Annotated in this window: 13 protein-coding genes and 1 tRNA gene; 5 read left to right on the top strand and 9 right to left on the bottom strand. The window is 38.7% G+C overall.

Annotated features, from left to right (window positions below; translation table 11 throughout):
- Positions 1-4 precede the first annotated feature (4 nt).
- Positions 5-1069, top strand: a complete 1065-nt coding sequence (locus tag CPT03_RS01030; protein WP_245869933.1) for an alpha/beta hydrolase — start codon at positions 5-7, stop codon at positions 1067-1069.
- Positions 1070-1080: 11 nt separating this feature from the next.
- On the top strand, positions 1081-1566 hold the full coding sequence (locus tag CPT03_RS01035; RefSeq protein ID WP_245869934.1) for a cupin domain-containing protein: 486 nt from the start codon (positions 1081-1083) through the stop codon (positions 1564-1566).
- Between the two features lie 22 nt (positions 1567-1588).
- Here the strand turns inward: CPT03_RS01035 and CPT03_RS01040 are convergent.
- Positions 1589-1660, bottom strand: a tRNA-Arg gene (locus CPT03_RS01040).
- Between the two features lie 54 nt (positions 1661-1714).
- Positions 1715-2767, bottom strand: coding sequence for a LacI family DNA-binding transcriptional regulator (locus CPT03_RS01045; RefSeq protein WP_099437105.1), 1053 nt, complete (start codon positions 2765-2767; stop codon positions 1715-1717).
- A gap of 799 nt (positions 2768-3566) precedes the next feature.
- Between CPT03_RS01045 and CPT03_RS01055 the strand changes: the two genes are divergently transcribed.
- Entirely contained in the window at positions 3567-4976 is a 1410-nt protein-coding gene (locus CPT03_RS01055; protein ID WP_099437107.1) for a sialate O-acetylesterase, read from the top strand.
- A gap of 53 nt (positions 4977-5029) precedes the next feature.
- Here the strand turns inward: CPT03_RS01055 and CPT03_RS01060 are convergent, their stop codons facing one another.
- From CPT03_RS01060 to CPT03_RS01080, 5 genes are all read right to left on the bottom strand, one after another.
- Positions 5030-5830, bottom strand: a complete 801-nt coding sequence (locus tag CPT03_RS01060) for an endonuclease/exonuclease/phosphatase family protein (protein ID WP_157766312.1) — start codon at positions 5828-5830, stop codon at positions 5030-5032.
- A gap of 24 nt (positions 5831-5854) precedes the next feature.
- Complete coding sequence (locus CPT03_RS01065) at positions 5855-7594, bottom strand: RagB/SusD family nutrient uptake outer membrane protein (protein ID WP_099437109.1); 1740 nt, start codon at positions 7592-7594, stop codon at positions 5855-5857.
- A 17-nt stretch (positions 7595-7611) separates the two neighbouring features.
- A complete protein-coding gene (locus CPT03_RS01070; RefSeq protein WP_099437110.1) occupies positions 7612-10902 on the bottom strand; it encodes a SusC/RagA family TonB-linked outer membrane protein in 3291 nt (1096 codons plus the stop codon).
- 51 nt (positions 10903-10953) lie between these two features.
- On the bottom strand, positions 10954-11997 hold the full coding sequence (locus CPT03_RS01075; RefSeq protein ID WP_172954119.1) for a FecR family protein: 1044 nt from the start codon (positions 11995-11997) through the stop codon (positions 10954-10956).
- Positions 11998-12107: 110 nt separating this feature from the next.
- On the bottom strand, positions 12108-12662 hold the full coding sequence (locus CPT03_RS01080; protein ID WP_099437112.1) for an RNA polymerase sigma factor: 555 nt from the start codon (positions 12660-12662) through the stop codon (positions 12108-12110).
- Positions 12663-13113: 451 nt separating this feature from the next.
- Between CPT03_RS01080 and mgtE the strand changes: the two genes are divergently transcribed.
- A complete protein-coding gene (gene mgtE / locus CPT03_RS01085) occupies positions 13114-14487 on the top strand; it encodes a magnesium transporter (protein ID WP_099440961.1) in 1374 nt (457 codons plus the stop codon).
- Between the two features lie 165 nt (positions 14488-14652).
- Here the strand turns inward: mgtE and ychF are convergent, their stop codons facing one another.
- Positions 14653-15747: a redox-regulated ATPase YchF gene (gene ychF, locus CPT03_RS01090; RefSeq protein ID WP_099437113.1), complete on the bottom strand. Its 1095-nt coding sequence runs from the start codon at positions 15745-15747 to the stop codon at positions 14653-14655.
- Positions 15748-15848: 101 nt separating this feature from the next.
- Between ychF and CPT03_RS01095 the strand changes: the two genes are divergently transcribed.
- Positions 15849-16361: a DUF5362 family protein gene (locus tag CPT03_RS01095; RefSeq protein WP_099437114.1), complete on the top strand. Its 513-nt coding sequence runs from the start codon at positions 15849-15851 to the stop codon at positions 16359-16361.
- 15 nt (positions 16362-16376) lie between these two features.
- Here the strand turns inward: CPT03_RS01095 and CPT03_RS01100 are convergent, their stop codons facing one another.
- On the bottom strand, positions 16377-17087 hold the full coding sequence (locus tag CPT03_RS01100) for an SRPBCC family protein (RefSeq protein WP_099440962.1): 711 nt from the start codon (positions 17085-17087) through the stop codon (positions 16377-16379).
- Positions 17088-17228: the final 141 nt, after the last annotated feature.

The following is a 17228-nucleotide window of genomic DNA, read 5'->3' on the forward strand; positions in this document are numbered from 1 at the left end:
TAAAATGATGAAGAAATTAACATCGATAATCGCATTAGCAATATCAATGGGAGCTACAGATACAATAAGTGCGCAGACTCCACAAAAAGGACGGCAACAAAATCCTTTTACGCTGGTATACGAAGGTGCCATAACCAAGAATGAAAAAGGAAAAGTGAATATTCATCCTGTGAAATATAAACTGAACGGGATTGATATTGCTGCAAATGTTTATACTCCTGCAAATTACGATGCTTCAAAGAAATATCCGGCAGTAGCCGTAGCACATCCTAATGGTGGTATAAAAGAACAGACAGCCGGATTATATGCGCAGCGTTTGGCAGAGGCGGGTTACATATCCATTGCTGCGGATGCAGCGTACCAGGGTGCAAGTGGCGGTGAGCCACGTCATACGGATAAACCTGCAAACCGTATTGAAGATATTCATGGCATGGCCGACTTTATTACCCAATATGCAGGGGTTGATGCAAATCGCTTAGGTGTTTTAGGTATTTGTGGTGGCGGCGGTTATACGTTAAAAGCAGTTCAATCAGACAAGCGGTTTAAGGCTGTTGCTACATTGAGTATGTTTAATTCGGGTGAAGTAAGACGTAATGGTTTTCAGAATTCCCAATTGTCTACCATTCAGGAACGACTAAAACAAGCTTCAGATTCCCGCCAGCAGGAAGCCATAGGTGGTAAAATGATTTATGCTGGTGTGGCAAGCATAACTGACGAAGAAATAGCTAAAACTAAAACCGATCTGTATCGTGAAGGATTCGAGTATTATTATAGATCTCATGCGCATCCAAATTCTACCTTTTTATACACAATGAGCAGTCTGCTGGATTTAATGACTTGGGATGCTGCAACAAATATGGACTTAATCAATCAGCCTTTGTTAATGATAGCAGGAAGCAAAGCTGATACAAAATACATGACAGACGAAGCATTTCAGAAAGCAACCAATGCAAAAAACAAGGAACTTTTTCTGATCGATGGAGCTACACATATACAGACCTATTGGAAACCAGAATATGTATCTAAAGCAGTAAATAAATTGCTTGAATTTTATAAAGCAAATCTTTAAAAATGAAAACTATGAACTTTAAAAATATAGCTATACTACTGCTCATTGGGGTAGTTTCATTTTCTTGTACTCAGAAAAATGAAACGAAACAAACATCTGAATTGCAAAATTCAACTGTTTTTGCAAAAGGGAAAAAGATAACCAATGATAATTTTACCGGAACCGTATGGCTTGAAAACTTAATTCAGGCTGATACCCTGAACCAGAATTCTGTTGGTAGCGTAACTTTTGAGGCAGGAGCCCGAAGCAAATGGCATACCCATCCGGCCGGACAAATATTATTGGCCATAGATGGCATTGGTTATTATCAGGAAAAAGGACAACCCAAAAAAATCCTTCGCAAAGGTGATGCAATAAAATGTCCCGCAAATATCCCTCACTGGCATGGCGCAAGTTCAGATACCAAATTTATTCAAGTAGCAATAACCGGAAGGGAAAAAGGCGAAACAGTATGGTTAGATGCTGTAGCCGATAGTGTGTATCAAAAAAAGCCTTAGAGAAATCTAAGGCTTTTTACTGTGCTCCCGAAGGGATTCGAACCCCTATCACGAGGACCGGAACCACGCATTCTATCCATTAAACTACGGGAGCGGGGCGCTAAGATATGAAAATTTGGATGAATTTGTGACGAATTAACATCAGTATTTACGGTAAACTAATGATTGGTAAAGATGAATTCCGGCCAATTACAATTGCGGGTAACTCTGTAGTCTGAAATTCTTCTATCGGACGCTTACTCTCAATAATGCCAATTAGCATTTCCATGGCCCGTTCGCCCATCTCAAAACCAGGTTGAAAAACAGTGCTCAATGAAGGATTAAGATCACTGGCAAACTGAGTATTTGTAAAGCCAAGCAATGCCATTTCATTAGGGATAGAAATTCCCCTTTTATTAAGCATAGACAGTGTTGTGGTGGTTATCCTGTCTGATGCGGTAAATATTGCGTCCGGCTTGTTGTCTGTTTTTAGCAATTCATCTATTGCAGTCCCTATTTCATCCGGCTCCCTGCCACTATGTGCACAATATTTAACATAAGCTGCCTGCGGCTTAATATTGTTTTCCTTTAGTGCCGCCCTGTAGCCTTTAAGCCTTTCAGAGGTAACAAAAGAATTTCGTGAACTGGTAATATGTGCAATTCTTTTATAGCCTGATTTAATAAGTTCAGTGGTGCCATCATAAGCTCCCTGAAAATTGTTAACCACTACTTTATGTGTATTAATTTCTTCATTTACGCGGTCAAAAAAAACAATCGGCAATCCCTGAACGTGCAGTGCCTTTATATGATCTATGTTTTTAGTCTCGGCCGATAAGGAAATCAGAAGACCTGTAATTGCACGTGTTGTTAAATGTTGAATATTCCTTTTTTCAACCTCGTATGACTCATGTGTTTGTGAAATGCTGATATTATACTGTTTCTTATTTGCAATAGACTCAATTCCATTAATGACCTGAGAGAAGAAAGGATTGTCAATTTCCGGCACCACAATCCCAATAGATCTGCTATTGCCATGCCTTAGGCTTTGGGCCATCGGATTTGGTTGAAAGTTATGCTTTTTAGCGTAATCCTGAATTAGTTTCCTTGTTTTCTCACTAATCTCATGACTATCCTTAAGGGCTTTGGATACTGATGATACGGAGACATTTAATGCTTTGGCAATATCTTTAATAGTAAGAACCCCAAAATTTATTTTTCGCATGTAATTTAACTTCAAGAATGTTGTACAAATCGAGACGATTCTGAACCCAAATATAGGCTAAAATTCAAAAGATTCTCTAAATCAGCATAGAGTAGTAAGCTTAGTTATAAATCATTTAAAGCAACTAAATAATGGGTAATAAAGTGTCAGTTTCTGGTAATGTGGGTACAGCAACATAAAGGCAGGGGGTGTTAGTTTTGTGGCTCGGTTTCTTAAGCAATGCAAGTTGGAAAATTGGTTATTAGCATTGCAAGAAAACAATTTAGGTAGTTAAATTTGGTGAGCGGCTCTTTGGTGGATTCCAAAGAGTCTTCTCGAAATTGTTTTTGAAAGGTCTATCATTTTAAAACCATAAAAAGTGCATAATATGTACTATTACGCATAATGCGTTAATTACTGTTGTAAAGCACAAATGCGCATTTAAATTTCTTTTATATTTAATTATAGAATAAATAAGTAAAGAAATTGAATGGAATTTGGCCTGGTGCCGGATTTGGGAAATACACATTTTTCGGCATATAATATAGTCGTTTTCGGAAGCATGCTAATACGGGTTTGGTACGGCCCTCGTTCGACCAGAGTCGAATATGTAGCGAACCAAAATGGCGCCAGGCCCGAAGGACCTGAACCTCCCAAAACGGCTCCAAATAAATTTAACTGTCGAACCAAAATTTTACTTACAAGTAATGGATAAATGGAGGCAGGGAGAAAATATTTGCAGTCTCTTTCTTAAAAATAATTGCATCTTTAAGCTTATCAACAAACCAATCAGCTTTTAAACTGTTCAAAATATAACCAAATGAAAAAATATCTGTTATTCCTTACCTTTTCTTTTCTCGCTTTTGCGCTACATGCCAATATCCGTTTGCCAAATATATTGGGTAGCAATATGGTATTACAACAGAAATCGACCACCAAGCTATGGGGCTGGGGATCGCCCGGCGAAAAGGTAAAGATTACTACTTCATGGGATAACAAAACTATAGAGGCCTTAACTGATGGAAATGCAAGATGGCTAATAAGCATCTCAACACCACAAGCTGGTGGCCCTTACAACATTGTTCTTGAAGGTGAAAACAAAATTACTCTCGAAAATATATTTATTGGTGAGGTTTGGGTATGCAGCGGGCAATCGAATATGGAGTGGAGCTACAACAACGGGCTTGCCAGTGTTAAAGATGAATTTTCGCAACTCAGCAAGCTAAATATCAAGTTATTCAAAGTAGCTAAAACAACTTCAACAACACCACAGGATAATACCGAGGGTAGCTGGGTGGCTTGCGATAGCAACACTTTAAAATCATTTAGTGCTGTGGGTTATTATTTTGGGAAAGAGCTGAATAAGGATTTGAATGTGCCGATAGGACTAATAAGCAGTAATTGGGGTGGTACACCGGCCGAGGTTTGGACACCCGAAAATTTAGTTGAAGGTAATGCAGTTTTAAAAGAAGCCGCAGCAAAAAAAACACCTGCTCCATGGTGGCCTGTTGCTTCGGGTTATGCTTATAATGCTATGATTGCTCCGCTTGTTAATTATAACATAGCAGGTGCAATCTGGTACCAGGGCGAAAGTAATACCGGAACCGCATCGAGCTACACTCAATTAATGAATACAATGATAGGTGCCTGGCGCAAGGCATGGGATAATAATTTCCCATTTTATTATGTGCAAATAGCCCCATATAAGTACGATACTTACAATATTGCTGCCTTATTAAGAGAGGCCCAAACTAAAAACCTTGCCACAGAAAAAACCGGAATGGTGGTAGTTTCTGATTTAGTTACCGATACACTGAACATCCACCCAACCAATAAGAAGGATGTAGGCCTGCGTTTAGCCAATTTGGCTTTGGCCGAAACTTACGGATTAAAAAAAGACTCGTATAATAGTCCGCTTTATAAATCTTTCAATGCCAGCGGGAACAACGCTGTGATTGATTTTGATTATGCAGAAGAAACTGGATTAATGCTAAAAGGAGACAAACCTAAAGAAATTTTTATAGCAGGAGCGGATAAAGTATTTTATCCTGCAACGGTTAAAATTAAGGGCAATAAAATCTTTGTTTCTAGTAAGCAGGTAAAGGCACCGGCTGCTGTACGCTACCAGTTTAGCAATACAGGGTTAGGTAATCTTTTTAGTAAAGGAGGCTTACCTGTTGCTCCATTTAGAACCGATGATTGGGAACTTGATACCAGTAAAATCAAATAGTAAAAACAGAAAGGGCCCGCATTATGCAGGCCCTTTCTGTTTTATAAAACTTCTTATTTGGTATAGGTAACTACCAACGGAAGATGATCTGAGGCATGAATATCATTTATAACCTTATGAGATGCTACCTTAAGTTTACTTTTCTTTTTTAGAAGGATAAAATCAATCTCCTTATCCGGATTTACATCCGGAATTGTTGGTGCGCAGTTTTGCTCACAGCTGCGGGTAAAATGCTTCTCCAGTATGGCCATTGCAGGGTTTGAAGCTGTAAGGTTAAGGTCGCCAGCCAAAATAACCTCATTTTTTCTGTTCCCCAATACTTTGTTTATTTCGGCCACTTGCAATAGGCGATGCTCATCTTTAAGGTCAAGATGGGTGCAGGCAAAATCAAGTTTGCTTCCATTAGGCAAAGTAACATTTACTATTGCCAATGAGCGTTGTTCTGCTTGCAGCCCTTCTTTAAAAGGAAGAGGAAAACGCTCAGTTTTGTTGATTTTAAATTTAGATAGTATGGCAACACCGTATTCGCCTCCATCATAATCTATTCCTTTTGAAAAGTAACTATACATTCCCGTTAATTCTGCCAGTTTTTTCACCTGATCAACATTGCCGCTGCGCGGGGTTAATACATCAAGTTCCTGCAAAGCTACCAGATCAGGCGACTGACTTTTAATTACATCGGCTATGGCCTGAAGATCTATCACGCCCGCCTGAGCCGGAGGGTTTGCATGATGAATGTTGTAGGTCATTACTTTTAAAGAGTCTGCTTTTTTGATTGCGGTACTTGCAGTCGCAATCATGGCGCAGTTACTTAGGGCTAGAATTACAGCCAGATGTTTTAGGTATTTTTTCATATATGTGTTTATAAATTGATTCATTTATTCCCAATTAGGATTTTGTGTGAGGTTTTCATTTAGCTGAAGCTCTTGTATCGGAATTGGAAATAAATAATCTCTGTCCTCGCGAAAGGTTTTGGGAGTGCTCGGATTTACCAATACATTGCCTCCATTGGTGTTGTTTTCAAGGATAATCTCGCTTCCTAATTTTAAGAACTGTATCCCTGATCCTGTAGGTTTGGTACCGGTATAAATCTCCACATCTGTGGTTCCGTTTTTGTCCAGATCATATTTGCCAAGCCCCGGAAAATACATACCCACGTATGGTTGTGCATTTAAGTGACCTTCTTTCCATCTCATCAAATCATTCCATCGTAAGCTTTCCATTACCAGCTCAATTCTGCGCTCACGTCTAATTTCCAGGATCAAACCTTTGTTCCCTCCATTTACGTTTTGGTATTGCGAAGCAAGATAAGCATCAGGATTAGCATTTGCTGTAACAATATTTAAATTCGGCATTGCAACCCTGTCACGTAACAGCTTAATTGAACGATCTATATCTGGTTGGGCAGCTTCGCCAAGTTCAGCTTTTGCTTCAGCATAATTTAACAGCACTTCGGCCATTCTAAAGATTGGCATATCATTATCAGATTTATTGAACGAGTCGTTTGCCTCGCTTGTTACATATTTAATAACCTGATAACCTGTGGTTGACGCAGTAAATTCGGGTACTAAAATTTTGGTATTTCCTATACGGGTATATCCCGGTGTACGGATGGTTTGCGACAACCGTGGATCACGATTTTGTACCTCTTCAAAGAACTGGATCTTGTTAAAATCAGGCTTATCAGTAAATCTGCTTCCGTCTTTCATTAAATAGGTATTTACAAGACTTTTGTTTAAACCTGGTCTGCCATATGATGCGGTAATGGTATAATAATTTAAGTTATGCCAAACCTGTAGCGCAGTGCTAAAACGTCTGGTTAAAATTATCTCCTGGTCTATAGCTGCCTTTGATGCAAACAGATCCAGATAAGATTTTTCTGGGGTTGATTTGTATATGCTATACGGGCCGGTTGACATTAATTTATCTGATGCTGAAACAGACTCGCGCAGGAAACGTTCTGCATCAGGAAGCTTAAATTCTGTATGGTATTTTCTGAATGTTCCTTCAAAAAGGCATATTCTTGATTTTAATGCCAAAGCAGTCCATTTTGTTACCCTTTCAACATTTTTGCCTTCATCGGCATTGGCAATAGCAAAATCCAGATCGGCAAGTACCGAATCCATAACCTGAGTTCTTGGTGTTCTTGCTTTTTTTAAGGTTTCTTCGTCTTCAAAGGCAATGGTTTTTGAGTACCAGGGCACATCACCAAACCTGGAAACCTTGTCGAAATAAAAGTATGCCCTAAAAAACCTTGCAATAGCTGCATATTTTTTGCCGGCTTCGGCTGGCATAATATTATCATAGTTTTCCAGGAAATAGTTGATTTTTCTAAGTTCAGTCCATGTCCAGCCACCTCCCGAAACAGGCACGGTACGGTTTCCGGTGATCAGCTCACCAAGATCAGATTTTACAACATTGTCTACCGCCTCATTATAAATACCCTCTGCAGATGGGATAGCAGTGTAAAAAGAGTTGGTATAAAGTTTTAGGTCGCTTTCTGTTCTGAAAAAGGCATCAGGCGAGATTTGAGCCAAAGGCTGCCTGTCAAGAAAATCCTTTTTACATGCCGTTAATAGTATACAAACAGCAATTATTGATATTTTTATATTTTTCATCTTAGTATTGTTAAAAATTAGAAGGATACATCTAAACCGAAAGAATAAACTTTACTGAAAGGATATACTCTTGCGTTTGCATCTACAGTAGAGTTGTTATAATCGCCGGCAGCCTGCTCAGGGTCAATATAGTTTGAACGTAGTTTGGTGAAAGTAAATAGGTTCTCGCCACTTAAGTACACTCTAACTTTTGAAAGTTTTATCTTTTTCAATACGGTTTCCGGTAAGCTAAAGCCAACGGTTAAGTTTTTTAATCTGATGTATGCCAAATCTTGTAAATACCTGTCATTTTTTACATTCAGTTCTCCTCTGTCGTTTAATGCCTCGTATCCTCTTAGCTTAGGGAAATAAGCATTTGGATTTTCTGGAGTCCAAACATCTTTAAGAAAATCTTTGTCAACAAAAGAGTAATAAGGACGGGAAAAAGGTCCCCAGAATTTGTCAGCATTATTTCCTGGGTACCATTGCTGTTTACCTATTCCCTGAAACATGGCCGAGATATCGAAATTACCCCAGTTAATTCCGGCATTAATGCCATAAGAATAACGTGGTAGTGAATTGCCAATTACTTCTAAATCTCCATGATCAGCTAATGTGTTTTTTCCGTTGTTTACAATTCCATCTCCGTTTATATCAAGGAATTTTAAATCTCCTGCTGATAGCTTAGCCCAGTTTCCGGGTGCCTTTAAGCGCTGTTGGTTTACATAATTCTGGTTTATTTTATAGGCTTGCGCTTCTTCATCTGTTTTGAAGAAACCATCTACACGGTAACCCCAAATTTCGCCTATCTGTTGCCCTACATAGTAGTTGTTTAAAAGGTTGTTTGGGTTGTCAAACCTGGTAATCTCAGCGGTATAATCCGATAAGCCAACACCGATGTTCCAGTTTAAAGGTTTTCCGGCCAATGTGCCATTCTGTGTCCAGTTTAAGGCAAGTTCCCAACCCTTACTTCTTAAATCGGCTGCATTTTGTTTTGGTGAGCCAGCTCCGAAAACTGCAGATACTGTTTTGCCGGCAGTTAGCATGTCAAAAGTATTGCGGACATAGTAATCAAAGGTTGCGGTTAAGCGATTGTCCAAAAATCCGGCATCTACCCCAAAGTTTACTGAAGTTGCGCGTTCCCAGGTTAGGTTAGGCGAAATAGGGGTTGGAGAAGATAGGTATTCGGTTTTTTTGCCATCGGTTATATAATCTGTAGTTCCTCTGGATAATAGTGGTATGTAGCCATATTCTGCAGCTTCCTGTTGGTTGCCCAGCGAGCCATAAGATCCTCTGAATTTCAACTCATCGACGATTCCTTTAAGTGGAAAGAATTTCTCCTGACTGATTCTCCATCCTGCTGAAACAGAAGGGAAAAAGCCAAAGCGCTTTCCTGGAGGGAATTTAGAAGTACCATCGTAACGTCCGTTTACTTCTAAAAGATATTTGCCTTCGTAATCGTAATTTAGCCTGAAGAATCCACCTAGTAATGCATATTCGTTGGCATTTCCTGTAGCAAAAACATCACCCGATCCCAGATCAAGATCGTTAAGGTCCTGCGATATCAGATCATTTCTTTGTGCAAAAACTCTTTTGTAGGTATTTAATTCCTGATTGTAGCCCAATAGTGCTTTAAAGGTGTGCTTACCCAAAGTTTTAGTGTAATCTCCAAAAATATTTACCACGTGCGATTGCCTGGTGTAATTGGTTTCTGAAAACTGATCAAAGCCAAACTGGCTGATAACACCCGGGTATATTGACCATGGTGCCTGTGCTCTGCGCGCCCATACGCCTGATGGTTTAAAGTTATAAGTGTAGTTACCTTTTAGTTCTAATCCTTCGGCTAAATGAGCGGTTACGTTGAATAGGTTAATAAATTCATATTCTTTTTCATTTCCTTTTGATTTGCCGTGTAACAGATCTGCAAAAAGACCATCACCAATGGTATAGTTATTAAGTTCTGTACGGTAGGTTGCTGTACCATCAGGATTTTTTGGCAAATAGGAAGGTAGGGCATGTACCGATACTGAAACAAAATTTGCATTAACGCCCCATCCCGGATAATCATAGTTAGAAGTATTAAACTGAAGGTTGTTGCCAATAGTTAGCCACTTGTTTACTTTGGTATTTATTTTAGCCCGCAAGTTGTAGGATTTATACTTATCCTGATTTATTTGCATCATCCCATTTTTCTGATACATACGTCCTGAGAATAGGAAATCTGTATTTTCACTTCCTCCGGATACTGATAGTGAATGGTCCATGCTTGTTTGCCTGTCGCGGAAAATGGTATGCCACCAATCCGTATCGCCATAGTAAACATATTGATCTTTACCTTTTCTGTTGTCAATAATATAATCAGGAAGGCTTTTATCAGTTCTGCGTTTTAACAGATAGGCGTAATCCTCGTCTGTATAGCCGGTATATGAATTACCTACTGCACGGATAAATGCCTCGTCGTTCATTTTTGCAGCATCATAGGCATCGGTCATAAAATCCGTACTTGTAGTTGGATCTGTAAAGCCAAAGTTGTTGCTGTAGGTGATTGTGGTTCTGCCTTTTTTTCCATTTTTGGTGGTTACTAAAACTACACCGAAAGCAGCACGGGCGCCATAAATGGCAGCCGAAGAGGCATCTTTTAGTACAGAGATGCTTGCTATATCTTTAGGGTTAAGGTTATTTATTGCCCCCGGAACACCATCAACCAGTACCAGAGGGCCTCCACCGCTACCGCCGCTGTTAATTGAAGTATAACCACGTACGTTAATTTTTCCTTCCGATCCCGGCCTGCCATCACCAAAAGAGATATTTAAATTAGGAACAGCACCTTGTAAGCCCTGGGTTATGTTAGCTATTGGTCTGTCTTCTAGAGTTTTGGCGTTTACAGTGGCAACAGCACCGGTAAGGTTTACCTTTTTCTGGGTGCCATAACCAACCACAACTACTTCGTTCAGGTCGCTCTGATCTTCGAGCATTTTTACTATTAATGATATCTGTTCACCTGTTTTAACTTCATAGTTTTTTAAATTCTGAGTGCGAAAGCCTACATAGCTAATTACAAATGAATATCCCTTGCCTGCTGGCAGATCAGTAAAAGTAAAAAGCCCTTTATTATCGCTTGAGGTGGTTTTTTTAAGCTGGGTAGATTCATTAACAGCCATAACAGAAACGCCAACTAGTGGAAGGCCTTTTTCGTCATTAATTGATCCGGTGACTTTGCCTCCGGGACTTACCTGGGCAAAGCCAAGAGAAGTGATACTGAACGCCAGCAAAAGCAATAGAAGCCTCCTGCTAAAACGTTTAAAAAGAAGAGTAATTTTTAATTGCATGATTTTGTTGTTTAGAGTAGATTCTTATAGTTTTATGTATGTGATGATTTGTTATTTTTCTTCAGTAATCAGGTAAGAGCCATCTGGAAGCTGGGCTATTGTCAGGTTATTTAACAATGCAATTTTGTTCAGTATCTCTTTCAGCTTATCTGTTCCATTAAACTGCCCCGTTAAAAGAATTGGCTTTTGTACTTTTTCGCAGTTTATGGCCTGGTTGTATCGCTCAGATAGCTCTTTACAAACTTGTGTTAAAGGTGTTTTATCAAACTCTAGCACACCACCAACCAAAGGAGCAGGGCTTTCGGTAGCCATTGGTTTTGGTTTTTTAATTAGTAAGTGCTGCCTTATACTTTGCTCAAACTGAGTAATTTTTACTTTTCCGGCTGCGTAACAGAACTGCTGCCCAGGATAGAGGATTACTTGATTAAAGGATGTTTTTGAGGAACCGGTAGCCTTTGCAATTCTTATTTTTCCTTTAAATAGTTGTACTTCTACGTTAGTTGCTTTAAAAGCACGCACACGGAACGAGGTACCCAAAGCGGTTGTATTGATGCCTTGGCCGGTAACTGTAAAAGGGCGGGTGCTATCGTGCGCTACATCAAAGGTAGCTTCGCCCTGCAAAATCAGATTTCGTTGAGTTGCAGGAAAAGGTTGCGGATATTGAAGGGTGCTATTTGGGCTTAGTTTAACAATTGAGCCGTCTTTTAAGTTAATTACCTGAACTGTTGAACCTGAATTTTTTACAATAATCTGCTTACTTTCTGGTGTGGTATGCTGATAGGAGAGCTGTGGTCTGTTTTCTGTAGGAATAATGTATTTTACAGTAAGCAATGTGAGCACAGCGTAAGCCAGTACAGCAGCAACAGATCCCCAATTAAATTTATACCGCCAAAGTGTTTTATTAGGTTTAATGCGTTTAAAAACAGTTTCTGCATTTGGCATTAATAAGAGGTCGCGACCTGCTTCTGCCCATTCTTCGTCGGGAAGCAGGCGAGACAATAGGTCGGGATCTTGCCGAAGGCAGTTATGTACATATTCTGCCTCCTGAGGGCTGCATTGTTGATTGAGGAATTTTTGAAGCAGTTGCTTGTCCATTTTGATCGCATTTATACTACTAATACGCATCCAAAATGCTTTGCCCCTGCTGTTTACATAAATTTAATGTTATTAATATTCAGGTAACATTACTTTTAGTTAATATTGGCTTAGAACAGAAAAAAATAAATGCTGTCCTTTAATTTTCTCCGAAGTAGTTTTAAGGCTTTTCCAATATGATCTTCAACTGTACTTGTAGAGATTGACATCATTTGTGCAATTTCTTTATGGGAATACCCTTCGATTCGGCTTAGCTGAAAAATCTTTTTTCTTGCCGGGGGCAATGCTGAAATTGCGGAGTGGATATCGTCTTTAAGTTGTTTTACCAATGCATCATTATTTGCTGCGGGTTCTCCAACAACATCAATGTAGCCCATTTCGGTATTTTTACGTACTGCCAACCGTCTGATTTCATCGATCATTACAGTTCTGCAAATTCTAAATAGCTGTATATTTAAAGCTATAGTAGGGTTTAATGCAGTTGCATTTTTCCAAAGTTTAATGAAGCTTAACTGAACCAATTCTTCGGCAAAGGTAACCGATCCGGTACGGCGGAATAAATAGGTATAAGCCTGGTTTTGGTAGGTGTGATAAACAGTTGAAAATGCTTTATCACAACCAGCTATTAGATCAATAAGAATGTCATGATCATCTATCTCGTGCATCTACATCATTTTGATCTGCAAAAAGAAACAAATAGTATTGCAGAAAATTTATAAACAGATTAAATTTTTGTTAAGTCTGCATGCGTATGACTTACCAAAAACACATAATCTCCATTTTGGAGAGCATATTGTTTTAGTGAAATGCAAAACTTAAGAGGCTATTATTATCTATAAAATAAACTAGCCGGATGGGGGAGACGTACTTAAATCAATAAAATTTAGGTTCATTAGAGGGGAGGATTAGGGTGATTAAATTTGGTCTACTAAATTTAGAAAAATTTTGGAGAATAAGGGCAACAATAATGGGTGGCCTTGTTAACTAAGCTTCCAGGCTCTGCAGAGCCCTATTTTAATTCAAATATTTTTCTGATTATAAATGCCTTTTTTAAAAATAAAAAGGCATTTTTGCACCCGTAAAAACAGTGAAAATCATGTAAAGAATTTAGTGCATATGGAAGAGGTAGTTGTTGAAGAAATCGTAAAGCTTATAGAGCTCCAGGACGATACACAATTAAAGGCTTATTTAGATGATCTGAATATTTCAGATGTAGAACATCTGATAGACGAAGTCCCCCAGTATGCAGTAAAATTTATTGAGACTTTATCTGTTAACAGGGCGGTAAATGTATTCCGTATTCTTGATTTTCCTACCCAGGAAAGGATCATTAAAAAGCTTCCGGGTAATAAGTTAGCTGAGCTAATCAATTTGCTTCCTCCTGATGACCGTACTTCGCTTTTTAGTGAGCTTAAAGGTGATGCAGTTAAAAAGTTAATTATCCTTTTACCTGCCAAAGATAGGGTTGAAGCACTCTCGCTTCTGGGTTATGAGGAAGATAGTGTGGGTAGGTTGATGACTCCCGACTATGTTGCAGTTAAAAAGTATTGGACAGTAGCCCGTGTACTTTCGCACATCAGACGTTATGGAAAAAACTCTGAGACCATTGATGTGGTTTATGTGATTGATAAGGATGGGGTGTTATTAGATGACATCAGAATAAGGGAAATACTATTGGCCGATCCTGAAGCAAAAATTGGTGATCTTACAGATCAGCGATTGATTGCTTTAAAAGCTAGTGACCATCAGGAAGAAGCCATTAACACCTTTAGGATGAATAACAGGGTAGCATTACCGGTTGTTGATGATAATAATGTACTGCTTGGTATAGTAACAGTTGATGATATTTTATGGATAGCCAACGAGGAGTATACTGAGGATATGCATAAAATTGGGGGTACCCAAGCATTAGATGAACCTTATTTAGATATGCCTATTCTTGGTTTATTTAAAAGAAGGATTGGATGGCTTGTTGTACTTTTTCTAGGAGAGATGCTCACAGCTACTGCAATGGCACATTTTGAAGATGATATTGCTAAGGCAGTTATATTGGCCATGTTTGTTCCCCTGATTATTTCGAGTGGTGGAAATAGTGGTTCTCAGGCTTCTACATTGATTATTCAGGCAATGGCCCTTGGTGAGATCACCATTGGTGATTGGTGGAGGGTTATGCGAAGGGAAATCATTTCTGGCTTAATGCTGGGGTTGGTACTGGGTACTATAGGATTCTTAAGGATCTTTGCATGGACCTTCTTTACTGATATGTATGGCCCGCATTGGCTCCTTATAGGTATTACAGTTGGGGTAGCTTTAGTAGGGGTGGTATTATGGGGTTCACTTGCGGGATCAATGCTTCCGTTATTGCTCAAGAAGCTTGGAGCTGACCCTGCTACTTCATCGGCACCATTTGTAGCCACTTTAGTGGATGTAACAGGATTAATTATCTATTTTTCTGTAGCGGTGCTGTTTCTTACGGGAGTGCTGTTATAAAGGACAAAATCGGTCTTTTCTTAGAAGACCGATTTTGTGGAGGCATGATGCATAATTTGGAAATAAAAAAGCTTACTATGAAGAGACCTAGGAATCATTGCGCTTCTTCAGCGCATTTATTCCAGTCTCAGAATAGTAAGCTTTTTGCCTCTTTACTAATTAAGATTATACGTTAAAACGGAAGTGCATAATATCTCCGTCTTCAACAACATAGGTTTTTCCTTCAACACCTAGTTTTCCGGCATCTTTACATGCGTTTTCAGAACCTAGTGTTACAAAGTCGTTATATTTAATTACCTCTGCACGGATAAATCCTTTTTCAAAATCTGTATGGATTACACCAGCTGCCTGAGGTGCAGTGAAACCTTTAGTAATGGTCCATGCTCTTACTTCCTGTACACCTGCGGTAAAGTAAGTATATAGGTCTAGTAACCTGTAAGCAGCGCGGATCAATTTATTTACACCTGATTCAGTTAAACCAAGATCGGCAAGAAATTCCTGACGCTCTTCATAACTTTCAAGTTCAGCAATTTCAGATTCAATTTTAGCAGAGATCACCAATACCTCAGCATTTTCATCTTTTACTGCTTCTTTAACACGGTCAACATAAGCATTACCGTTTATTACCGAATTCTCATCTACGTTACAAACATACATTACAGGCTTTTGGGTAAGTAAGCCTAAATCCTGAATAAATTCAAAATCTTCAGCAGAAACAGCCGCAGAACGCACTGATTTACCACTCTCGATATGAGTTTTTATAACGCTAAGGATATCAAAAGTTCTTTTGGCATCTTTATCAGTTTTAGCCATTTTTTCGACCTTTTGGATACGTTTTGTAACAGTATCCAAATCCTTAAGCTGTAATTCTGTGTCAATAATTTCTTTATCACGGATAGGGTCTACAGATCCATCAACGTGAATTACATTTCCATCATCAAAGCAACGTAGAACGTGTATGATAGCGTTTGTTGCCCTAATGTTACCCAGGAATTGATTACCAAGACCTTCGCCTTTTGAGGCACCTTTAACCAAACCCGCGATATCTACAATTTCTATTGTATTTGGTACAATCCTGTTAGGATTTACGAGTTCTGCAAGTTTAGTTAACCTATCATCGGGAACTGTAATAACACCAATATTTGGTTCGATAGTACAGAAAGGAAAGTTAGCGGCCTGAGCTTTTGCGTTAGATAAACAGTTAAATAAAGTAGATTTTCCAACATTTGGTAAACCAACTATACCACATTGTAATGCCATGTATGTTTTTTTCTTGATTTGCCGCAAAGGTATCAATTTTTTAAAAATATTCTTTATGTTTAGGCAAGCTAAAAGCCCTTTAAAAAACAATACAATTAAACATGGAATATTTTGAAGAAGAAAATCCTGAAGAAACAACGCAGAATGACCCTCAAGAACAAGATGAGGTATTACTGACAGTTACTGAAGACATCCGCAGTTATATATACGAAACCGCAAAGTGGACCAAATTTCTATCTATTGTAGGATTTGTAGTAACAGGAATTATGATTCTGTTTTCATTTAGCGCCGAGGCGCTTATAAGTACAATGAATGGCAAGGTAGGTGCGGCCAACAATCCCTGGGCAGCCCTTGGAGGTGGTTTTCTTACAGTAGTTTTCCTATTATCGGCTTTACTTTATTTTTACCCAAGCTTATTGATGTTTAAATATGCCAATTCGGCAAAGCAGGCAGTGTTATATGGAGATCAGCCAGCGTTAAGTGAGGCAATGAGCAAAATGAAATCATTTTTTAAGTTTTGGGGTATCATTACCATTACCATACTAGGTCTTTATATTATCTCTTTCCTTCTTGGCATTGTAGCCTATTTGGGCGCAGGCAGTGTTGCTGCTTAATAACTAAATGTACTTTTACAGGGTTCCGTTAGCATATATCGGAACCTTGTTTTCTATTGTATGTTTAAAACTTCTGATTTCCTTTTTTAATAAACTCTCAAAATAAGGATTTAACAATCTGGCCAAACCAATGCCAACCCCTCCAATAGGAGGATGATAAGATAGAACCACCTTCAATATAGTCCCTGACTTATCTGCTGTTTCAGTAAATTTAACCCGGCCAACATGGCTTATTAAAGAGCTTGGAGAAGATTTCCATCCAATTAACCGGTTCGGCTCATCTTTAATAATTTCTGCATCCCAGTCAATAGAGAATAAATTTCCCATTACATTACTTTTCCAATGAGAGAGGCTTTCGTCAATAACCTCAACATTTAGCAAGTGTTTAATACTTCCCGGAAGGTTGTTTAAATCACGCCAATAAGCGTATACTTCGTGCGCAGGTCTGTCAATTTCAAATTCGCCTCTAATATTTATAGCCCTTGGTTTATTGCCATCAATGCCAAGCTTTTCGTATAAGAAACATCGTCCGGTAAAGCCTCTGTATGCCAGGTAGGCACCGTATAAAAATTGCGCTCTAAGCGGCCTTCTGATACCTCTGGTCATCAGTATGCCACTTAGCAGTACGGAAACCATACGTTCTGTAAGACCTATATTTTCGTAATGATGCTTCTCGATAGAGAATTTTCCCGACCGTAGTTTTAAATTAGTTTCATGTGTTTTCATTAGATGGCTCATTTTATTGGCAACGATAAAACAATAACATTTTGTTGGTTGATAAGTTTTAAGATTTGCCAAAATCATTTATTTTAATGACAATTACATAGAATTTTTAGCAATGCATAAATTGCATTTTTAAAGTTCGTA

Origin of the sequence: Pedobacter ginsengisoli (genome assembly GCF_002736205.1) — a bacterium.
GTDB classification, from domain to species: Bacteria; Bacteroidota; Bacteroidia; order Sphingobacteriales; family Sphingobacteriaceae; genus Pedobacter; species Pedobacter ginsengisoli_A.

Excerpts from the sequence above, each read along its gene's own strand:
- CPT03_RS01030 (WP_245869933.1), top strand. The coding sequence starts at position 5 with ATGATGAAGAAATTAACATCGATAATCGCATTAGCAATATCAATGGGA.
- CPT03_RS01035 (WP_245869934.1), top strand. The coding sequence starts at position 1,081 with ATGAACTTTAAAAATATAGCTATACTACTGCTCATTGGGGTAGTTTCA.
- CPT03_RS01045 (WP_099437105.1), bottom strand. The coding sequence starts at position 2,767 with ATGCGAAAAATAAATTTTGGGGTTCTTACTATTAAAGATATTGCCAAA.
- CPT03_RS01055 (WP_099437107.1), top strand. The coding sequence starts at position 3,567 with ATGAAAAAATATCTGTTATTCCTTACCTTTTCTTTTCTCGCTTTTGCG.
- CPT03_RS01060 (WP_157766312.1), bottom strand. The coding sequence starts at position 5,830 with ATGAAAAAATACCTAAAACATCTGGCTGTAATTCTAGCCCTAAGTAAC.
- CPT03_RS01065 (WP_099437109.1), bottom strand. The coding sequence starts at position 7,594 with ATGAAAAATATAAAAATATCAATAATTGCTGTTTGTATACTATTAACG.
- CPT03_RS01070 (WP_099437110.1), bottom strand. The coding sequence starts at position 10,902 with ATGCAATTAAAAATTACTCTTCTTTTTAAACGTTTTAGCAGGAGGCTT.
- CPT03_RS01075 (WP_172954119.1), bottom strand. The coding sequence starts at position 11,997 with ATGGACAAGCAACTGCTTCAAAAATTCCTCAATCAACAATGCAGCCCT.
- CPT03_RS01080 (WP_099437112.1), bottom strand. The coding sequence starts at position 12,662 with ATGCACGAGATAGATGATCATGACATTCTTATTGATCTAATAGCTGGT.
- mgtE (WP_099440961.1), top strand. The coding sequence starts at position 13,114 with ATGGAAGAGGTAGTTGTTGAAGAAATCGTAAAGCTTATAGAGCTCCAG.
- ychF (WP_099437113.1), bottom strand. The coding sequence starts at position 15,747 with ATGGCATTACAATGTGGTATAGTTGGTTTACCAAATGTTGGAAAATCT.
- CPT03_RS01095 (WP_099437114.1), top strand. The coding sequence starts at position 15,849 with ATGGAATATTTTGAAGAAGAAAATCCTGAAGAAACAACGCAGAATGAC.
- CPT03_RS01100 (WP_099440962.1), bottom strand. The coding sequence starts at position 17,087 with ATGAAAACACATGAAACTAATTTAAAACTACGGTCGGGAAAATTCTCT.